Annotated in this window: 14 protein-coding genes; 10 read left to right on the top strand and 4 right to left on the bottom strand. The window is 64.5% G+C overall.

The features are described 5' to 3' along the window. Positions 1-3: 3 nt before the first annotated feature. Entirely contained in the window at positions 4-1,977 is a 1,974-nt protein-coding gene (locus tag AC07R1_RS10180; RefSeq protein ID WP_495110488.1) for a MacB family efflux pump subunit, read from the bottom strand. Further along, positions 1,978-3,150, bottom strand: a complete 1,173-nt coding sequence (locus AC07R1_RS10175) for an efflux RND transporter periplasmic adaptor subunit (protein ID WP_015636412.1) — start codon at positions 3,148-3,150, stop codon at positions 1,978-1,980. 326 nt (positions 3,151-3,476) lie between these two features. Between AC07R1_RS10175 and AC07R1_RS10170 the strand changes: the two genes are divergently transcribed. From AC07R1_RS10170 to AC07R1_RS10150, 5 genes are all read left to right on the top strand, one after another. Then, a complete protein-coding gene (locus tag AC07R1_RS10170; RefSeq protein ID WP_026020154.1) occupies positions 3,477-3,959 on the top strand; it encodes a sigma-70 family RNA polymerase sigma factor in 483 nt (160 codons plus the stop codon). 208 nt (positions 3,960-4,167) lie between these two features. After that, entirely contained in the window at positions 4,168-5,505 is a 1,338-nt protein-coding gene (locus AC07R1_RS10165) for a lysine N(6)-hydroxylase/L-ornithine N(5)-oxygenase family protein (protein ID WP_123397507.1), read from the top strand. Positions 5,506-6,053: 548 nt separating this feature from the next. Further along, positions 6,054-8,819, top strand: coding sequence for a magnesium-translocating P-type ATPase (gene mgtA, locus AC07R1_RS10160; RefSeq protein WP_019094664.1), 2,766 nt, complete (start codon positions 6,054-6,056; stop codon positions 8,817-8,819). Positions 8,820-9,023: 204 nt separating this feature from the next. Continuing rightward, a complete protein-coding gene (locus AC07R1_RS10155; RefSeq protein WP_015636409.1) occupies positions 9,024-9,740 on the top strand; it encodes an MgtC/SapB family protein in 717 nt (238 codons plus the stop codon). Positions 9,741-10,067: 327 nt separating this feature from the next. Further along, positions 10,068-10,514 carry an ANTAR domain-containing protein gene (locus AC07R1_RS10150; RefSeq protein WP_065363180.1) on the top strand — a complete coding sequence of 149 codons (447 nt, stop codon included), beginning with the start codon at positions 10,068-10,070 and terminating at the stop codon, positions 10,512-10,514. 76 nt (positions 10,515-10,590) lie between these two features. Here AC07R1_RS10150 and dkgB read toward each other — a convergent pair whose 3' ends face one another. Together dkgB and AC07R1_RS10140 are read right to left on the bottom strand one after the other, a co-directional pair. Then, positions 10,591-11,394 (bottom strand): 2,5-didehydrogluconate reductase DkgB, encoded by an 804-nt coding sequence (gene dkgB / locus AC07R1_RS10145; protein WP_065363181.1) that lies wholly within the window; start codon positions 11,392-11,394, stop codon positions 10,591-10,593. 221 nt (positions 11,395-11,615) lie between these two features. Further along, positions 11,616-12,524, bottom strand: a complete 909-nt coding sequence (locus AC07R1_RS10140; RefSeq protein ID WP_026020155.1) for a LysR substrate-binding domain-containing protein — start codon at positions 12,522-12,524, stop codon at positions 11,616-11,618. 97 nt (positions 12,525-12,621) lie between these two features. Here AC07R1_RS10140 and AC07R1_RS10135 point away from each other — a divergent pair, with 97 nt between their 5' ends. The 5 genes from AC07R1_RS10135 (at position 12,622) to AC07R1_RS10115 (ending at position 18,537) form a co-directional block, all read left to right on the top strand. Next, entirely contained in the window at positions 12,622-13,497 is an 876-nt protein-coding gene (locus AC07R1_RS10135; RefSeq protein WP_103290772.1) for a pirin family protein, read from the top strand. Positions 13,498-13,643: 146 nt separating this feature from the next. Then, a complete protein-coding gene (gene ycaC, locus AC07R1_RS10130) occupies positions 13,644-14,270 on the top strand; it encodes an isochorismate family cysteine hydrolase YcaC (protein ID WP_011062354.1) in 627 nt (208 codons plus the stop codon). Between the two features lie 134 nt (positions 14,271-14,404). Further along, on the top strand, positions 14,405-15,847 hold the full coding sequence (locus AC07R1_RS10125; RefSeq protein ID WP_019094668.1) for a mechanosensitive ion channel family protein: 1,443 nt from the start codon (positions 14,405-14,407) through the stop codon (positions 15,845-15,847). A gap of 327 nt (positions 15,848-16,174) precedes the next feature. Next, positions 16,175-17,347, top strand: coding sequence for an acyl-CoA dehydrogenase family protein (locus AC07R1_RS10120; RefSeq protein WP_495110487.1), 1,173 nt, complete (start codon positions 16,175-16,177; stop codon positions 17,345-17,347). Beyond that, positions 17,344-18,537, top strand: coding sequence for an acyl-CoA dehydrogenase family protein (locus AC07R1_RS10115; RefSeq protein ID WP_262212547.1), 1,194 nt, complete (start codon positions 17,344-17,346; stop codon positions 18,535-18,537). The genes AC07R1_RS10120 and AC07R1_RS10115 overlap by 4 nt, the downstream gene beginning before the upstream one ends. Positions 18,538-18,544 lie beyond the last annotated feature (7 nt).

Below are 18,544 nucleotides of genomic sequence, written 5' to 3'. Positions count from 1 at the left end.
CGATCATTCACTGGTAAGGGCCGTGACCGGGTCGAGCCGGGCAGCTTTGCGGGCCGGCATGAAGCCGAAGATGACACCGGTGGCCAGGGCGCAGGCGAAGGCGCCGAGCACTGCGGCCAGGGAGAAGGCCACCGCCACTTCGCTGAGGATCAGGATGCCGCCGATGAGCATGGCCACGCCGATGCCGGCCAGGCCGCCGACCACCGAGAGCATCACCGCTTCGGTGAGGAACTGGCGCAGGATGTCGCGCTGGCGGGCACCGGTGGCCATGCGGATACCGATTTCCCGGGTGCGTTCGCGCACGGTCATGAGCATGATGTTCATCACCCCGATGCCGCCCACCAGCAGCGAGATCGCGGCGATGGCGCCGAGCATCAGCGACAGGGTGTTCTGGGTCCGGGCCTCGGCCTGGATCATCGCGGCGTTGTTGGTCAGTTCATAGTCGCGCTTGCCGTTGTGCAGGCGCAGCATCAGTTGGTCGATGGCTTGTTCGGCTTCCTTGACCTTGCCGGCATCGGCGGCGGCGATGGCCACGTATTCCGGGTTGCGACTGCCAAACAGGCGAGTGCTGGCGGCGGAATAGGGCACGGCGATACGGTCGTCGCTGTCCTGGTCGCCGGAGCTTGCACCTTTGCCCATCAGCACGCCGACCACCTGGAAGGGCGCGTTTTCGATCAGGATGTACTGGCCGATGGGGTTGGCGACATCTTTTAGCAGTTTCTCCCGGACCTTCTTGCCGATCACTGCCACTGCGGCGCCGGAATGTTCGTCGGCCTCCGTGAAGTAGCTGCCTTCCACTACCGGCCAGTTGAAGATATGCGGGAAGTTGGTGTCGTTGCCGCCGACATAGCTCATGTGATCGGCATTGCCGAAGCGCACTACGGCTTCCGATCCATTGACCGGCATGATGCGCTTGACCTGGGGCAGGGTGGCCACGGCGGCGACGTCGTCGAGGCTGATGATGCCTTGCGGCGCGCGCGGGTTGGGCGCGTGTCCGCTGAGATAAATGATGTTCGAGCCAAACGCCCCCATCTGCGCCATCACCTGGCGCTTGCTGCCTTCGCCCACCGCCAGCATCACCACCACCGAGGCCACGCCGATGATGATCCCCAGCAGGGTCAGGGCGGTGCGGAAGCGGTTGATCCACATCACCCGCCAGGCGGCCTGTATGGCTTCCAGCAGTTCGCCTTTCCAGGCACCGGTGGGCTCGCTGCCGTCGGCCAGGCGCTGGCGCAGGTCCACGGCTTGCAGGGCGCCGGCGTTGGCGCTCAGTTGTACTGAGGGATCGCTGGTGGCGGTGTCGCTGATGATCTCGCCGTCGCGGATCTCTATGATGCGCTTGGCCCGGGCCGCCACTTCGCGGTCGTGGGTGATGAGGATCACCACGTGGCCCTGGCTGGCCAGTTCGTCCAGCAGGGCCATGACTTCGGCGCCGCTGTGGCTGTCCAGGGCGCCGGTGGGTTCGTCGGCGAGGATGATGTGGCCGCCGTTCATCAGGGCGCGGGCGATGGATACCCGTTGCTGCTGGCCACCGGACAATTGATGCGGGCGGTTGCCGCTGCGGCTGGCCAGGCCCAGGCGGTCCAGCAGGGCGGCGGCGCGGGCGTGGCGTTCGGCGGCCGGGGTGCCGGCGTAGATGGCCGGCATCTCGACGTTTTCCTGGGCCGAGCCGGAAGGGATCAGGTGGTAGCCCTGGAATACGAAGCCGAAGGCCTCGCGGCGCAGCCAGGCCAGTTCGTCGCTGTCCAGGTGAGCCACGTTCTCCCCGGCGAACAGGTACTCGCCCGAGGTCGGGCGATCCAGGCAGCCGAGGATGTTCATCAGCGTCGACTTGCCGGAGCCCGAGGCGCCGACGATGGCGACGAACTCGCCGGCGTGGATCGACAGGTCGATGCCCCGCAGGACATCGACCTGCGGGCTGTCGCCGCCGCCGTAGGATTTGCGGATGTTCCTGAGGTCGATCAGAGGCGTCTGCATTCAACCCCCGCTGCTGTTGGCCGGGCCGATCAGCAGATGATCACCTTCGTTCAAGCCGTCGAGGATCTGGATGCGCAGGCGGTCGCTGATGCCGACCCGGACCTTGCGTTCGTCGATCGAGCCGTTCTTGGCCACTACCCGAGCCATCTGCAGGTCCGGCTCGGTACTGCCGTGCAGGGCGGCGATGGGGGCAGTGAGCACATTTTTTGCCTGATTGGCGACGAAGAACACCTGGGTGGTCATTTCCGCCATCAGGGCGTTGTCGGCGTTGTCCACGTCCAGCAGCACGGTGTAGAGCACCACCCGGCCGCTGCCGCTCTTGCTGGTGCTGTTGGGGCTGCCGCTGCCCTGGCTGGATTCGTTGAGGGGCTTGGGCGGGATCGGCAGGATCTGCCGCACAGTGCTGGTCCAGCGTCGGTTGCCGCCGCTCAGGGTGGTGAAGTAGGCGTGCATGCCGGGTTTGACGTGGCCGATATCGGCTTCCGAGACTTCGGCCCAGACGGTCATGGGCGAGAGCTTGGCGATGCGCAGGATCAACGGGGTCTGCTGTTGGGCGTTGAGGGTCTGGCCTTCGCGGGCGTCCACCGCGACCACGGTGCCGGACATGGGCGCATAGATGCGCGTGTAGCCCAGTTCGGCCTGGTCGCTGCGCAGGCTGGCCTGGGCCTGGCGGATCTGCGCCTTGTACATGTCGATCCGCGCCTGGGTGGCCTTGAGTTCGGCCTGGGCGGTCTGTACGTCTTCCTCGCGGGTGGCGCCGCCGGCCGCCAGGTTCTGCTGGCGCTGGTACTTCTGCCGGGCCAGCTGGTTCTGGGCGTACTGCTCCTGCAACTGGGCCTGCAGGTTCTCGATGGAGAAACGGCTGGCGTCGAGTTTCGCCTGCTGGGTGGAGGGGTCGATCTCCACCAGCAACTGGCCTTCCTTGACCTGATCACCGGATTCGACGTGGATCTTGCGGATCTGCCCGGACGCCTGGGCGCCCACATCCACGTAGCGTCGTGGCTGCAAGGTGCCCAGGGCGGTGACGCTGCTTTCTATATCGCCGCGGCTCACTTGCACGGTGGTGAACTGGTCACGGCCTGCCGGGATGAACTTCCAGGCAGCGATGGCAACAACGGGGATCACACACAGTGCGGCAAGCAGGGCGCGTCGGGTAGGGCGAGGACGTTTCATGCAGGGTTCCGGCCAGGGGATATCGGCCCGTCACAACGGCCAGCTGCACAAGGGGCAGCCAGGCTTGCGGCTGCCGCAGGAACGGCAGAGACGGGGAGCTGTCAGGTAAACGAGATGCCGGGGGGGGAATTTAACTGCCGACACATGGCGTTACAGCTGTCGGAACACTGAAAATAAACCCACCTCGGTGCTGCGCTACTTTAAATCTATATGAGAATTACTATAAATTACGCCGCTACTAAACAGCCATCACGAATTACCGGGTGCAATCGGCCATGGCCGGACTTGCTCAAGGACAGAACCGCCCCAGTGGGCGCTCGGGAGCCCTGTTGGAAAACTACTATCGCGAGCTGATGTGCTTCCTCAACGCCAAGCTGGGCAATCGCCAGGTGGCCGAGGATGTGGTGCATGACGCTTATGTGCGGGTCCTGGAGCGCTCCAGCGATACCCCCATCGAGCAGCCGCGGGCGTTTCTCTATCGCACGGCCCTGAACCTGGTGATCGACGGCCATCGGCGCAATGCCTTGCGCCAGTCCGAGCCCCTGGAGGTGCTGGACAACGAAGAGCGTTACTTCAACCCTTCGCCGCAGACCAGCCTGGATCACGGCCAGCGTCTGGAAATGCTGCAACGGGCCCTGGCCGAGCTGCCCCGGCTGTGTCGCGAGAGCTTCCTGCTGCGCAAGCTCGAAGGCCTGTCCCACCCGCAGATCGCCGAACAGCTGGGGATTTCCCGCAGCCTGGTGGAGAAACACATCGTCAATGCCATGAAGCATTGCCGGTCGCGCCTGCGTCAGTGGGATGCTCAGTGACGAGCGGTGTTCGTCAACCGGGCAGAGCCCTGCACTGAATCTGACGTATCGGCAGCTTGCTTTTGTCTGAAGGCAACACCACCAGGCGGTTAAATTTTTTTTCATCGTCCTCGTTCCTACTCAACAGACGACCTGCTGGCCTGCATGGGCCGGCGAGGTCACCGGCGTAATTCCCCACGTTGAGGGGCTTCTCCAGAGGACACTGGACATGACACAGGCAATGGCATCGGCCATCGTTCACGATTTGATTGGTATCGGTTTTGGTCCCTCTAACCTGGCGCTGGCCATTGCGCTGGAGGAGCGCGGCCAGGTTCAGGGTCCTCTGGACGTGCTATTTCTCGACAAACAGGCCGATTATCGCTGGCACGGCAATACCCTGGTGGCCCAGAGCGAGTTGCAGATTTCCTTCCTCAAGGACCTGGTCACCCTGCGCAACCCCACCAGCCCCTATTCCTTCGTCAACTACCTCAAGCACCATGGGCGCCTGGTCGACTTCATCAACCTCGGGACCTTCTACCCGTGCCGAATGGAGTTCAACGATTATCTGCGCTGGGTAGCCGCTCAATTCAAGGATCAGAGCCGCTACGACGAAGAGGTCCTGGCTATCGAGCCGCTGTTGCACAACCAGCAGGTCGAGGCGCTGCGGGTCATTTCGCGTAATTCCCAGGGGGAAGAGTTCGCCCGCAGCACCCGCTCGGTGGTGGTCAGTGCCGGTGGCACCCCGCGGATTCCCGATACCTTCAAGGCGCTCAAGGGCGATCGTCGGGTCTTCCATCATTCCCAGTATCTGGAGCGCATGGCTGAACAACCCTGTGTGGCCGGCAAGAAGATGAAGGTCGCGATCATTGGTGGTGGCCAGAGTGCAGCAGAAGCCTTCATTGACCTGAATGACAGCTTCCCTTCGGTACAGGTGGACTTGATTATCCGTGGTTCGGCACTCAAGCCCGCAGACGACAGTCCCTTCGTCAACGAAGTGTTCTCGCCGGAATTCACCGACCTGGTGTTCCAGCAAGCGAGCAGCGAGCGTGAGCGCCTGGTCAACGAGTATCACAACACCAATTACTCGGTGGTGGACATCGACTTGATCGAGCGCATCTACGGAATCTTCTATCGCCAGAAGGTTTCGGGTATCGCCCGCCACGCGTTCCGTACCCTGACCCTGGTGGAAAAAGCCGTCGCTACCGATCACGGCATCGAGCTGGTACTGCGCAATAGCGCCACCGGGGCCTGCACCACTGAACACTATGACGCGGTAGTGCTCGCCACTGGCTATGAGCGCCAGATGCACCGTCAATTGCTGGCACCGCTCCAGGAGTACCTGGGTGATTTTGAAGTGGATCGGCACTATCGCGTGATTACCGACGAGCGCTGCAAGGCCGGCGTCTACATGCAGGGCTTCAGCCAGGCGAGCCATGGCCTGAGCGACACCTTGCTGTCGGTGCTGCCGATCCGTGCCCAGGAGATTGCCGATTCGCTCTACGAACACGGCAAGAGCCGCGGTCACAGCCGTTCGGTGCGTGACATGCTGCTGGCCACCGCCAGCTGATCGGCGCCACCTCCGTTCTTGCGGACCTCTTCGCCGGCAAGCCGGCTCCTGCCATTCGGGGCTATCCCGGGTGTTTTTTGTAGGAGCCGGCTTGCCGGCGAAGGCATTCCTGAACCTTGGCTGAAGAACTTTTCGATTCCCTCTGCCAGGGTTTCCCTCCGGTTTACTCTGCAAATAGTGCGGCGTAAGCTGCGCGCGTTTTCAATCAGTGGAGGCCCAGTGTGGGTACTTGTTCGAGTGACAGGAGTCGGCCGGTTTCAGTAACCGGCGCAGTCCCGGCAAGATAGCGCGCAGCCTTTTTCCTGCCGCTGTCTCGCCGTCCAGCGAGATGCGGCATCCCGATCGCGAACTTCTATGGTTCGCTTCCCGACGCCACTTCCTGGCGACTTCTATTTCCCCTTCGACCCGGCCGGCTGCCGTGTCGTGGTGGCATCGACGCGCAGGTCCAGGACCTGCGGATCAGGCATGCATGGAGGATTACCCTCCGGCAACGCCCGATCGTACCTGCCTGCGGTTTTCCCTACGCCGTTGCTGCAGGAGTCATCACCATGAAGCTCACCCTGTTGAAAGAGTTCTTTGCCGGCTTCCTGCGGACCCGGCATTTCGCCCGGCACTTCCGCCGCCTGGCACTGCTGGAAAGTTTCAGCGATGCCAGCGTCAGCCGCGACGTGCCGCCGACCCTGGCGCAAACCCTGGTGGCCGCGGCCAACAGCGACGCCGCGCAACTGCTCGACCGGCTCGGCAGCCACACCGACGGCCTGAGCACCGAGGAGGCCGATGCCCTGCGTGAGCGTCACGGCCTCAACGAGGTCGAGCACGAGCAGGCGCTGCCCTGGTGGACCCACCTGTGGCACTGCTACAAGAACCCATTCAACCTGCTGCTGACCCTGCTGGCGGTGATTTCCTGGCTGACCGAAGACATGAAGGCGGCCACGGTGATCTTCTCCATGGTGGTGCTCTCGACCCTGCTGCGCTTCTGGCAGGAGGCCAAGTCGAACAAGGCCGCCGATGCCCTCAAGGCCATGGTCAGCAACACCGCCACGGTCATGCGCCCAGGGTCGGCGCCCCAGGCCGCGCCGATGCTCGGCCGCCTGCTGGGGGCCGCCGCCGAGGTCAAGGGCGCTCAGCGCATCGAGTTGCCGATCAAGCAACTGGTGCCCGGCGACCTGATCGTGCTCTCGGCCGGCGACATGATTCCCGCCGACTGCCGGGTGCTCAGCGCCAAGGACTTGTTCGTCAGCCAGGCGGCCATGACCGGCGAATCCATGCCGGTGGAGAAATTCCCCCGCCAGCAGGACGCCGACACCAGCAACCCCCTGGACCTGGACAACATCCTGTTCATGGGCACCAACGTGGTCTCCGGTTCCGCCACGGCAGTGATCCTGACCACCGGCAACAGCACTTATTTCGGCGCTCTGGCCCAGCGTGTCAGCGCCACCGACCGCGCGCCCACCTCGTTCCAGAGCGGGGTCAACAAGGTCAGCTGGCTGCTGATCCGCTTCATGTTCGTCATGGCGCCCCTGGTGCTGTTCATCAACGGCTTCACCAAGGGCGACTGGATGGAGGCGCTGCTGTTCGCCCTGTCGATTGCCGTCGGCCTGACCCCGGAAATGCTGCCGATGATCGTCACCTCGACCCTGGCCAAGGGCGCGGTGTTCCTGTCGCGCAAGAAGGTCATCGTCAAGCGCCTGGACGCGATCCAGAACTTCGGCGCCATGGACGTGCTGTGCACCGACAAGACCGGCACCCTGACCCAGGACAAGATCTTCCTGGCGCGACACGTGGACGTCTGGGGCGAGGATTCCGACGACGTGCTGGAAATGGCCTACCTCAACAGCTACTACCAGACCGGGCTGAAGAACCTGCTGGACGTGGCGGTACTGGAGCACGTCGAGGTGCACCGCGAGCTCAAGGTCGGCACGGCATTCCAGAAGGTCGATGAAATCCCCTTCGATTTCACCCGTCGGCGCATGTCGGTAGTGGTGGCGGAACAGGACCGGCCGCACCTGCTGATCTGCAAGGGGGCGGTGGAGGAAGTGCTGGCGGTGTGCCGCAACGTACGCCATGGCGAAGCCGAGGAAGCCCTGACCGAGAGCCTGCTGGCGCGGATCCGCCAGGTGACCGCCGACCTCAACGAAGAGGGGCTGCGGGTGGTGGCGGTGGCCGCGCGGCCGATGATCGACGGGCGCGATACCTACAGCCTGGCGGACGAGTGCGAGCTGACCCTGATCGGCTACGTGGCATTCCTCGACCCGCCCAAGGAAAGTACCGCGCCGGCCCTCAAGGCCCTGGCCGAACATGGCGTGGCGGTGAAAGTGCTGACCGGTGACAACGAACTGGTGACGGCGAAGATCTGCCGCGAAGTGGGCCTGGAGCAGCAGGGCCTGCTGATGGGCAACGACATCGAGCGCATGAGCGACGAGCAACTGGCCCAGGCGGTGGAAACCACCAACGTGTTCGCCAAGCTGACCCCGACCCACAAGGAGCGCATTGTCCGCCTGCTCAAGGCCAACGGCCACGTGGTGGGCTTCATGGGCGACGGCATCAACGACGCCCCGGCGTTGCGCACCGCCGACATCGGCATTTCCGTGGACAGCGCGGTGGACATCGCCAAGGAAGCGGCGGACATCATCCTCCTGGAAAAGAGCCTGATGGTGCTGGAGGAGGGCGTGCTGGAAGGGCGCCGGACGTTCGCCAACATGCTCAAGTACATCAAGATGACCGCCAGCTCGAACTTCGGCAACGTGTTCTCGGTGCTGGTGGCCAGTGCCTTCATTCCGTTCCTGCCGATGCTGCCGATGCACCTGCTGGTGCAGAACCTGCTGTACGACATTTCCCAGATCGCCATTCCCTTCGATAACGTCGATGAGGAAATGCTGAAAAAGCCCCAGCGCTGGCAGCCGGCGGATGTGGGGCGGTTCATGCTGTTCTTCGGGCCTATCAGCTCGATCTTCGACATCACCACCTTTGCCCTGATGTGGTACGTGTTCGACGCCAATACCCCGGACCACCAGACCCTGTTCCAGTCCGGCTGGTTCGTGGTGGGGCTGCTGACCCAGACCCTGATCGTGCACATGATCCGCACGCCGAAGATTCCGTTTTTGCAGAGCCGCGCGGCCATGCCGTTGATGGTGATGACCGGCGTCATCATGGCGGTGGGGATCTTCCTGCCGATGGGCCCGCTGGCGCACTACTTCAAGCTGCAGGCGCTGCCGTCGCTGTACTTCGTGTTCCTGCCGCTGATCCTGCTGGCCTACATGGCCCTGACCCAGGCGGTGAAGGGCTTCTACGTGCGGCGCTTCGGCTGGCAGTAATGCTGCCCTGTAGGAGCCAGCTCGCTGGCGAAGGCTTTCTTGCCAGCGAAAGCTCCCCGGCGGGCTAAGGCGTCCTTACGGGCCTCTTCGCTGGCATGCCAGCTCCTACGGTCAGCCGTGCATCACGGCAGGCCATGAGACGTTCATGGACCGCTGCTAGAGTCCTCTGGTGCCATTCATGCCCTTCGCTCAAGGACAGTCGCCATGCAAGCCCTGCACAACATCAACCTGGACTCGCTGATCGATACCCTGGTCAGCCTCAGCGCCGCCTTTATCCTCGGGGGCCTGATCGGCTTCGAACGCCAGTACCGCCAGCGCACCGCGGGTTTGCGCACCAATGTGCTGGTGGCGGTGGGGGCCGCGATCTTCGTCGACATGGCCAACCGCCTGGGGGGCGCCGAAGGGGCGGTGCGGGTGGTGGCCTACGTGGTCTCCGGCATCGGCTTTCTCGGCGCCGGGGTGATCATGCGCGAGGAGGGTAATGTCCGTGGGCTGAATACCGCCGCCACCCTCTGGGCCTCGGCTGCGGTGGGGGCCTGCGCCGGTGCCGACCTGATCCTCGAGGCACTGCTGGGCACCCTGTTCGTGCTGGCCGCCAATACCCTGCTGCGGCCCATCGTCAACAACATCAACCGCCAGCCCCTGGACGTGGTGTCCGCCGAGGTCACCAATATCGTCTACGTGATCGCCCACCGTTCGAAGCAGAAGGCAGTGTTCGCCCTGCTGGAAGCGGAGCTGGCGCGCTGCAACTACCCCGCCAGCGACGTTGATGTGCACGCCTTCGGTACGGAGGATGTGGAGATCGAGGCGACCCTGGCGACCACCTCGGTGGACGGTGACGAACTGGATGCGCTGGTGGCCCGGCTGTCCACATCGCCCTGGGTGCAGCAGGCGTTCTGGAGCCCGAGCACCACCGAATGAGCATTTTTCGCCTCCGCCAGGGGAGGCATGAGATACGGCTCGGCTTCTCTCGGAAGGGGCTTACCGGACAACAAGACTTTTCCGCGGGCTGGCCCCTGCTAAAAACCGTGGCCGGTGGTTATGGTAGGGCACGGTTGCACAGCGGGGCTGGAGGACGCGCCGCGAGCGCCAGGCGGCCGGGGTAGAGCGCCGTCCGCCGGGGCGCCCTCGGCAGCGACTTTCAGGTTGTTCCTAGAGCCAACCTCCACGCACTGGCTTAGCCTTCCAGCGGCCCGGGAGTAGGGCCGGTATTCGCAGTGCCGAAGTCTTGTCAGCAGGATCAGAAAAATGTCCAACAGAGCATTGCGCATATTGATTGCCGATGATCAGCACTTTCGTCGCATGCAGATCGAAAGAGCCCTGAATCAACTGAACTATTACCGAGTGGCCCCGGTGCACAGGCTGGAGGAACTGCTGACGCTGGTGGAGTATTCCTGCGAGTCGTTCGACCTGCTGATCATCAACGCCAACCTGGCTGTCCGCAGCGATTTCGACCTGCTGGCTTTCTGCCTGGACCACCCGCATATCGAGCAAGCCCTGATCTACGGCAGCCAGCATCTTGCCGCCACTTCCGGCAGCCGGCGGTGCAAGGTGCATGTCAGCCCGGCCGAATGGCCGGACAGCGCGGCGATCAAGCGCCTGATGCTGTGGGTGGACCCGCCATTGCCCGATGCCGCCGGGCCTTCCCGGCAGCGGCTGGCGCAATTGCATGGCCATTGGGGCAGCCCGAACTGACCGAGGTTTGCGCACCCCACGCCAAACGGCATCCCCAGGGATGCCGTTTGGCGTTTTTGTCAGCGCCGTTCGCGCTTCAGTCCCATTGCGGGGCAATGCCTGCCGGGCTGGTCAGGCGTTGGCCGCGCTCCAGGCCGGCGATGCTCTCAAGCTCCGCGCGGCTCAGGGTCAAGGCGCAGGCTGCGAGGTTGCCTTGCAGGTTGGCCCGGCGGGTGGAGGAGGGGATCACCGCATAGCCCGACTGCATGGCCCAGGCCAGCACCACCTGGGCCGGGGTGGCCTGGCGTGCCTGGGCGATCTGCAGGATCAGTGGGTCCTTGAGCACTTCGCCATAGGCCAGGGTCATGTAGGAGGTGATGTGAATGCCCTGGCTGCGGGCGAATTCCACCACCTTGCGGTTCTGCAGGTAGGGGTGCAATTCCACCTGGTGGCTGGCGATCTGCTCGGCCCCGACGGCATCAATGGCTTGCTGCAGCAAGGCATTGCTGAAGTTGGACACGCCGATCTGCCGGGTCAGGCCCTGGGTCTTGGCTTCCAGCAGGGCCTGCATGAACTCCGCCACCGGCACCTGGTTGTCTGGCGAGGGCCAGTGGATCAGGGTCAGGTCCAGGTAATCGGTGCGCAGCTTGTGCAGGCTTTCCTTGAGGCTGGGGATCAGGCGCTCCCGGGACAGGTTGGCGATCCAGATCTTGCTGGTGATGAACAGCTGGTCGCGGGGAATGCCGCTGGCGGCCACCGCGGCGCCGACATCGGCTTCGTTGTCGTAGATCTGCGCGGTATCGATGGCGCGATAGCCCAGTTCCAGGGCGCTGCTCAGGGAATCGATGAGCACCTGGCCCTGAAGGCGGAAGGTGCCGAGGCCAAAGGCGGGTACAGACATGGGTCACTCCGGGCATTGCAGTGGGATTGGCCGGCAGTATCCGTACCTGCGTCGCTGCGAAAAACCGCCGCCGGCACAAAGGAATATTGCCCCGCGTTCACGAATCCACCTGCCCCTGTAGGAACCCGCTTGCCGGCGAATCGTGCAACCCAGGCACGAACCCCACAGGGAGGCTGCCCAACCGCCACCGCCTGGCCGCTCCAGGCGCTTGCTTCTGAGCCTCAGGCCATGTCGCTGTGGCTGAATTCCTCCCCGAGAAAGTCGATCAGGCTGCGTACCGAAGGCAGCAGCCCTCGGCGCGAGGGGAAGATCGCATGCACGATGCCGCACCTTGGCGCCCAGTCGGGCACCAGTTCCAGCAGTCGCCCGGCCTCCAGGTCTTCACGCACCACCACCTTGGGCAGGTGGGCGATGCCGATGCCCGCCAGCACTGCATGGCGCAGCGCCAGCAGGTCGTCGGTGACCATCCGCGGTCGGTGGCGGATCAGCGCCTCGGCGCCGTCCGGGCCCAGCAATTGCCATTGATATTCACGTTGTGCCGCCCCCCAGTGCACGCTCGGCAAACCGCTGAGGTCGGCCGGTGTTGCCGGGCCCGACAGGCGCTGGAGAAAATCCGGGTGGCCCACCAGGCACTGGGTGCTGTTGCCCAGCACCTTCATCACCAGGTCGGTGTTTTCCAGGGGCGGGAAGCGCACCCGCAGGGCGATGTCGAAGCCCTCGTGGATCAGGTCGACCCGGCGGTTGGTGCTCTCGATGAACAGTTCCACCAGGGGGTACTTGAGCATGAAGCGGGTAAGCATCGGCCCCACCCAGGAATTGAGCAGGGCAGTGGGGCAGGCCACGCGTACCAGCCCCTGGGGTTCGGAGCGGTTGCGTTCTATGACTTCCGCCGCGCCCTCGGCTTCCACCCGCATGGCCAGGCAGCGCTGGTAGTACTCCTGGCCGATCTCGGTCAGCGAACAGTGGCGGCTGGTGCGATGGATCAGGCGCACTCCAAGGCGTTCCTCCAACTGGGAAATCCGCCGGCTGAGCTTGGACTTGGGCATGTCCAGGGCCCGTCCCGCGGCGGCAAAGCCACGGTGCTCCACCACCTGGGTGAAGTAGTAGAGGGTGTTCAGATCTTCCAAGATCGTTCTCCAGATAGAACGCTAAGGGTGATTTTTGCAGTCTAGCGCGGCAAAGGTCTGAGTTTTAAGGTGTGTCCATCAGATAGATCTGGAGGACGACATGAAAAACATCATCGGCATCTACACCAGTCCACGGCCCCATTGGGTCGGTGACGGCTTCCCGGTCCGTACCCTGTTTTCCTACGACAACCTGGGACAGCACATCAGCCCGTTCCTGCTGCTGGATCACGCCGGCCCCGCGCAGTTCAGCCCCACCAGCGCCCGACGCGGCGTCGGCCAGCACCCCCATCGCGGTTTCGAAACCGTAACCATCGTCTATGACGGCGAGGTGGAACACCGGGATTCCACCGGCAGCGGCGGCAAGATCGGCCCTGGCGATGTGCAGTGGATGACCGCGGCCTCGGGGATCCTCCATGAGGAGTTCCATTCCACGGACTTCGCCCGGCGTGGCGGCAACCTGGAAATGGTCCAGTTGTGGGTCAACCTGCCGGCGAAGGACAAGCTCGCGGCGCCCGGTTACCAGACCATCGTTGCGGCGGACATCCCGCAGGTCCCGCTGCCGGGCAATGCCGGCAGCCTGCGCCTGATCGCCGGCGAGTTCGATGGCCACCAGGGCCCTGCACGGACCTTCACCCCGATCGACGTCTGGGACATCCGCCTGCAAGCCGGCAAGCACCTGGACCTGCCCCTGCATTCGGGGCGTAACAGCGCCCTGGTGGTATTGCGCGGCACGGTGCAGGTCAATGGCCAGGAGCTGGTGCGCGAAGGTCAGCTGGCGCTGCTGGAGCGTGACGGTCAGGACATCAGCCTGGAGGCCAACAACGACGCGATCGTGCTGTTGCTCAGCGGCGAGCCCATCGACGAACCCATCGTCGGCCACGGCCCGTTCGTGATGAACAGCGAAGAAGAGATTCATCAGGCTTTCGTCGATTTCCAATCGGGACGCTTCGGCCAGATGGACGCAACCGGTCACTGACCGGTTGCACTGGCGCGGCGGGCATCGGCCACCAGGCTTTGCCAGTCGTGCGCAACTCCCCGGCGCCCGCCGTTACCCCGGCGGAGCGTGCCACGGGTTTCATCCAAGCCGGGTCTTCCGGCATCGATCATTAGCGAGGACTTCACATGACCACTGCATACAAGCGTCTGGACAAGGATAACGCCGCCGTTCTGCTGGTAGACCACCAGGCCGGCCTGCTGTCGCTGGTCCGCGATATCGAGCCCGATCGTTTCAAGAACAACGTGCTGGCCCTGGCCGACCTGGCCAAGTACTTCAAGTTGCCGACCATCCTCACCACCAGTTTCGAAACCGGCCCCAACGGCCCCCTGGTGCCGGAGCTCAAGGCGCTGTTCCCCGATGCGCCGTACATCGCCCGCCCGGGCCAGATCAATGCCTGGGACAACGAGGACTTCGTCAAGGCGATCAAGGCCACCGGCAAGAAGCAACTGATCATCGCCGGCGTGGTTACCGAAGTGTGCGTGGCGTTCCCGGCGCTCTCGGCCCTGGAAGAAGGCTTTGAAGTCTTCGTGGTTACCGACGCTTCCGGCACCTTCAATGCCCTGACTCGCGATTCGGCCTGGAACCGCATGTCCAATGCCGGCGCCCAGTTGATGACCTGGTTCGGCCTGGCCTGCGAGCTGCACCGCGACTGGCGCAACGACATCGAGGGCCTGGGCACCCTGTTCTCCAACCACATCCCCGACTACCGCAACCTGATGACCAGCTACAACACCCTGACCCAGGGCCAGTAATCCCTGAGTCGCGGCGGGCCCTGCGCCCGTCGCCCGATCCCGGCCCGGGGGCGCACGCCCCGGGCTTTTCCAGCTATACCTGCTCCTGCGTCTTTCGTGCGATCGTGCCGTCTTCGTCATGCCGGAGTGCCTCGATGTCTTCCCTGTTCAGCGATCATCCGTTGTTGGCCGCGCTGTTCCTGCTGTTCCTGGATATGCTGCTCTGGCGCCTGATCGGCAGCCGTGGCGACTACTGGAAGCTGGCGGTACGGGTGCTGATCTTTTCCCTCTACAGCCTGATGCTGTTCAACCAGGGCATGAACCCGATGCAGGCCGCGCCCTGGCCCGACGACGTGCCCCTGCACCTGGCCGCCACCGGCCTGGAAATTGGCTGGTGGCTGTTTGGCGCGCGGACCCTGACGGTGTTGCTGGGCACCCTGATGATGCAGCGGGTGGGGCATACCGGGCGCCTGCTGCAGGACTTGATGGGCGCGGTGATCTTCCTCATCGCCATCATCGCCGCCCTGGCCTATGTGCTGGAACTGCCGGTCAAGGGCGTGCTGGCCACCTCCGGGGCCTTGGCGATCATCGTCGGCCTGGCGCTGCAAAGCACCCTCAGCGACCTGTTTTCCGGGATCGTCCTCAACACCACCAAGCCCTACCAGATCGATGACTGGATCGCCATCGACGGCACCGAGGGGCGGGTGCTGGACATCGACTGGCGCGCCACCCGGCTGCAGACCTCCCAGGGCAGCATGGTGGTGATCCCCAACTCCCTGGCGTCCAAGGCCAAGATCACCAACTTCAGCCGGCCGGTGGATGTTCATGGCCTGTCGGTGAGCGTGCAGGTCAGCCCCCACGCGCGCCCGCAGAAAGTCATCGAGGCCCTGGAACGGGCCACCCTGGGCTGCCGCCTGCTGTTGAGTACCCCGGCGGCCAGCGTGGCGATGAAGAGCACCAGCAGCAGTGGCGCGGAATACGAGATCAGCGGTTTTGTCGCCGACATGGGGCACAAGCGCGAGGTGCGCAACCAGCTGTTCGACCTGGCCTTCCGCCATTTGCAGGCCAGCGGCATCGGCCTGCTGTCCGCCGCCGAGCCGGCCCAGGCGGCGACCCTGTCGCGGCCCCGGGCACTGCTGGACGCCTCGAGCATCTTTTCCACCCTGCGCCAGGATGAGAAGGACACCTTCAGCCAGAACATGCACCTGCAGACCTACCGTGCCGGCGAGACCATCCTGGCCCAGGGCGAGGTCAGCGATCACCTGTTCATCATCGAATCCGGGGTGGTTTCGGTGACCATGCAGCGCGACGGCAAGCCCTTCGAGGCCGGGCGCATGGGACCGGGGGAGGTCATCGGCGAAGCCGGCGTGGTGGCCGATCAAGCCACAGTGGCGCAGTTTGCGGCCAAGACCTTCTGCAGCCTCTACCGCATCGACAACGAGTTCCTCAAGCCCTGCCTGGATGCGCGCCACGACATCAACGAGGCCATGAAGAACCTCCTGGATTTTCGCCGGCACATGGCCCAGACCCTGTCCCAGGCTGCGCCCAAGCCAGTGCCCAGGAAGGGTTTCCTGCAATGGCTGCGCAGCCGCACCTGAGGCGCCGGCCACAATATCCCTGACATCGCCGCGTCTGCGCGTAGCCGTTCGCAGCCTGCAACAGTGGCTACAAAAATCGCCGATCGGCCCTGGCCCTGTAGCCGCTGCTGAGCCTGCGAAGCTGCGCAAAGGCCCGCAGGGCCTTGCCTGGCGATCTCCCGCCCTGGCCTGGACCGAAGCCATGAGCCGGCATGCCTGGATAGCCTGTTCGCGCATCGTCCATTCGGACTAGGCAAGGCTGACGATTATTCCTCGGGCGCGACTCGCCATAGTGGCTTGCGGCGCGGGTGTTGCCACCCGCCACCTTCAGCAAGCAAGGCGTGAGCGATGGACTTTGCATTCAGCGACGAGCAGGAAATGATTCGTGCGTCGGCCGAGGAGTTTCTCGCCGACGTTTCCACCACCGGCGCCGTGCGTGCGGCCATGGCCAGCGAGCTGGGATATGACCCGGCGCTGTGGCAACGCCTGTGCCGGGACCTGTGCTGGCCGGCAATTCATATTCCCGAAGAGTACGGCGGCCTGGGGCTGGGGTTCGTCGAGCTGGCGATCCTCCTGGAGCAGATGGGGCGCCGGCTGTTGTGCTCGCCATTCTTCGCCACCGCCTGCCTGGCCACTCCGGCCCTGCTTCTGGGAGCCTCGGCGGCGCAGAAGCAACGCTGGCTGCCGCGGATCGCCGAAGGTTCGCTCACCGCGACACTGGCCAGCAGCAGCGGCAATGGCTGGGGCGCTGGGCAGGTACAGGTCAGTGCGCTGGCCGAAGGCGATGGCTACCTCCTCGATGGGGTGCTCGAACATGTGCCCGATGGCCACAGCGCGCAGCTGTTGATCATTGCCGCGCGCCACCCGCACAGCGTGGGCACCGACGGGATCAGCCTGTTCGCGGTGGAGGCCGGGCACCTGGCGATCCAGCGCCGGAGCCTGCCGACCCTGGACCAGACCCGGCGCCTGGGGCGCATCGAGCTGCGTCAGCTGTACCTGCCCGCAGAGCACCTGCTGGGGGACTACGGCACGGCCTGGCCGGTACTCGAACGGGTCTTGCAACTGGCCTGCATTGCCCAGGCGGCAGAGCAGGTCGGTGGTGCCCAGCAGGTCCTCGACCTGACTTTGGCTTACATGCAGGAGCGTCGCCAGTTTGGCCGTCCGATCGCCAGCTTCCAGGCCCTCAAACACCGCGCCGCCGACCTGATGCTGCAACTGGAGTGTGCCCGTTCGGCCGGCTACTACGCCGCTTGCGTGGGGCAAGAGGTGCTGGCCCCGGCAGGCGACGCCAAGGTGGCCGAGGAGTTGCCATTGGCCGCGGCCCTGGCCAAGGCCCAGTGCTCGGAAAGTTATTACCAGTGCGCTGCCGAATCGATCCAGTTGCACGGCGGCGTCGGTTTCACCTGGGAATACGATCCGCACCTGTACTTCAAGCGTGCCCGGGCCAGCGAGGCCTTTCTTGGCTCACCGGCGCTGCACCGCGAACAGATCGCCACACGGATTTTGGGGGAACAGCCATGAAGATCGGTTTCAGCCAAGAGGACGAGGCGTTTCGCCAGGAGGTGGCGCAGTGGCTGGCGGCCAACCTGTGCGGTGAGTTTGCCGCCTTGCGTTTTCGCGGCGGTCCGGGGGACGAACACAGTTTTCCCGAGGCACGCAAAGCCTGGGAGCGGCGCCTTGCCGAGGGGCGCTGGACCTGTGTCGGCTGGGCCGCGGAGCATGGCGGGCGCGGCCTGTCCATCAGCCGGCAGGTGATCTTCCATGAAGAATATGCCCGCGCCGGAGGGCCCGGACGCATGGGCCATATCGGCGAGGGCCTGGCGGGGCCGACCATCGCCGCCTTCGGTAACGAAGAACAGCAGCGCCGCCTGTTGCCGGGTATCCGCAATGGCACAACGTTCTGGTGCCAGGGCTATTCAGAGCCCGATGCCGGTTCCGATCTGGCCAACGTCAAGACTCGGGCTAGCCAGGACCCGGCGAGCGGCGACTGGTTGATCAAGGGGCAAAAGGTCTGGACCTCCCTGGCTCACGAAGCGGATTGGTGCTTTGTCCTGGCCCGCACCGAAGCCGGCAGCGTCGGCCATCAAGGGTTGTCGTTCCTGCTGGTGCCCATGGCCCAGCCCGGCGTGCTGGTGCGCCCCATCGAACAGATGACCGGCACCTCGGAGTTCAACGAGGTGTTTTTCGATGACGCCCGCACCGCAGCCCAGAACATCGTCGGCCGTCCGGGCGAGGGCTGGAAGATCGCCATGGCTCTGCTGGGCTTCGAGCGCGGGGTTTCCACCCTGGGGCAGCAGATGCAGTTCCACAACGAATTGCAGCGGATCATCGATATTGCCCGCGGCAATGGCGCGGCCCGCGATCCGTTGCTGCGCCAGCGCCTGGCCGAGGCCTGGTGCGGCCTGCGGACCATGCGCTACAACTCGCTGCGCATGCTCAGCGGCCCTCAGGACGGCAGCCTGAGCCGCGAGGCCAGCATCTACAAACTGTTCTGGTCCACCTGGCATGCGCGCCTCGGAAAACTGGCGATGGACGTGCTCGGCGCCGACGCCGAACTGCTACCGGGAGCGCCTTATGCACTAAGTCCCGAGCAAGCGCTGTTCCTGTTCTCCCGTGCCGACATGCTTTACGGCGGCAGCAATGAAATCCAGCGCAACATCATCGCCGAGCGCGCCCTGGGCATGCCCCGGGAACCGCGCGCGGGTTCTTGATCGAGGA

This window comes from Pseudomonas sp. GW821-FHT07F01, from assembly GCF_059418825.1.
This window is presented reverse-complemented; position numbering and strand designations above follow the sequence as displayed.

Coding starts and splice junctions, on each gene's coding strand:
- AC07R1_RS10120 (WP_495110487.1), top strand. CDS start 16,175: ATGGACTTTGCATTCAGCGACGAGCAGGAAATGATTCGTGCGTCGGCC.
- AC07R1_RS10165 (WP_123397507.1), top strand. CDS start 4,168: ATGACACAGGCAATGGCATCGGCCATCGTTCACGATTTGATTGGTATC.
- AC07R1_RS10155 (WP_015636409.1), top strand. CDS start 9,024: ATGCAAGCCCTGCACAACATCAACCTGGACTCGCTGATCGATACCCTG.
- AC07R1_RS10175 (WP_015636412.1), bottom strand. CDS start 3,150: ATGAAACGTCCTCGCCCTACCCGACGCGCCCTGCTTGCCGCACTGTGT.
- dkgB (WP_065363181.1), bottom strand. CDS start 11,394: ATGTCTGTACCCGCCTTTGGCCTCGGCACCTTCCGCCTTCAGGGCCAG.
- AC07R1_RS10135 (WP_103290772.1), top strand. CDS start 12,622: ATGAAAAACATCATCGGCATCTACACCAGTCCACGGCCCCATTGGGTC.
- mgtA (WP_019094664.1), top strand. CDS start 6,054: ATGAAGCTCACCCTGTTGAAAGAGTTCTTTGCCGGCTTCCTGCGGACC.
- ycaC (WP_011062354.1), top strand. CDS start 13,644: ATGACCACTGCATACAAGCGTCTGGACAAGGATAACGCCGCCGTTCTG.
- AC07R1_RS10125 (WP_019094668.1), top strand. CDS start 14,405: ATGTCTTCCCTGTTCAGCGATCATCCGTTGTTGGCCGCGCTGTTCCTG.
- AC07R1_RS10150 (WP_065363180.1), top strand. CDS start 10,068: ATGTCCAACAGAGCATTGCGCATATTGATTGCCGATGATCAGCACTTT.
- AC07R1_RS10115 (WP_262212547.1), top strand. CDS start 17,344: ATGAAGATCGGTTTCAGCCAAGAGGACGAGGCGTTTCGCCAGGAGGTG.
- AC07R1_RS10180 (WP_495110488.1), bottom strand. CDS start 1,977: ATGCAGACGCCTCTGATCGACCTCAGGAACATCCGCAAATCCTACGGC.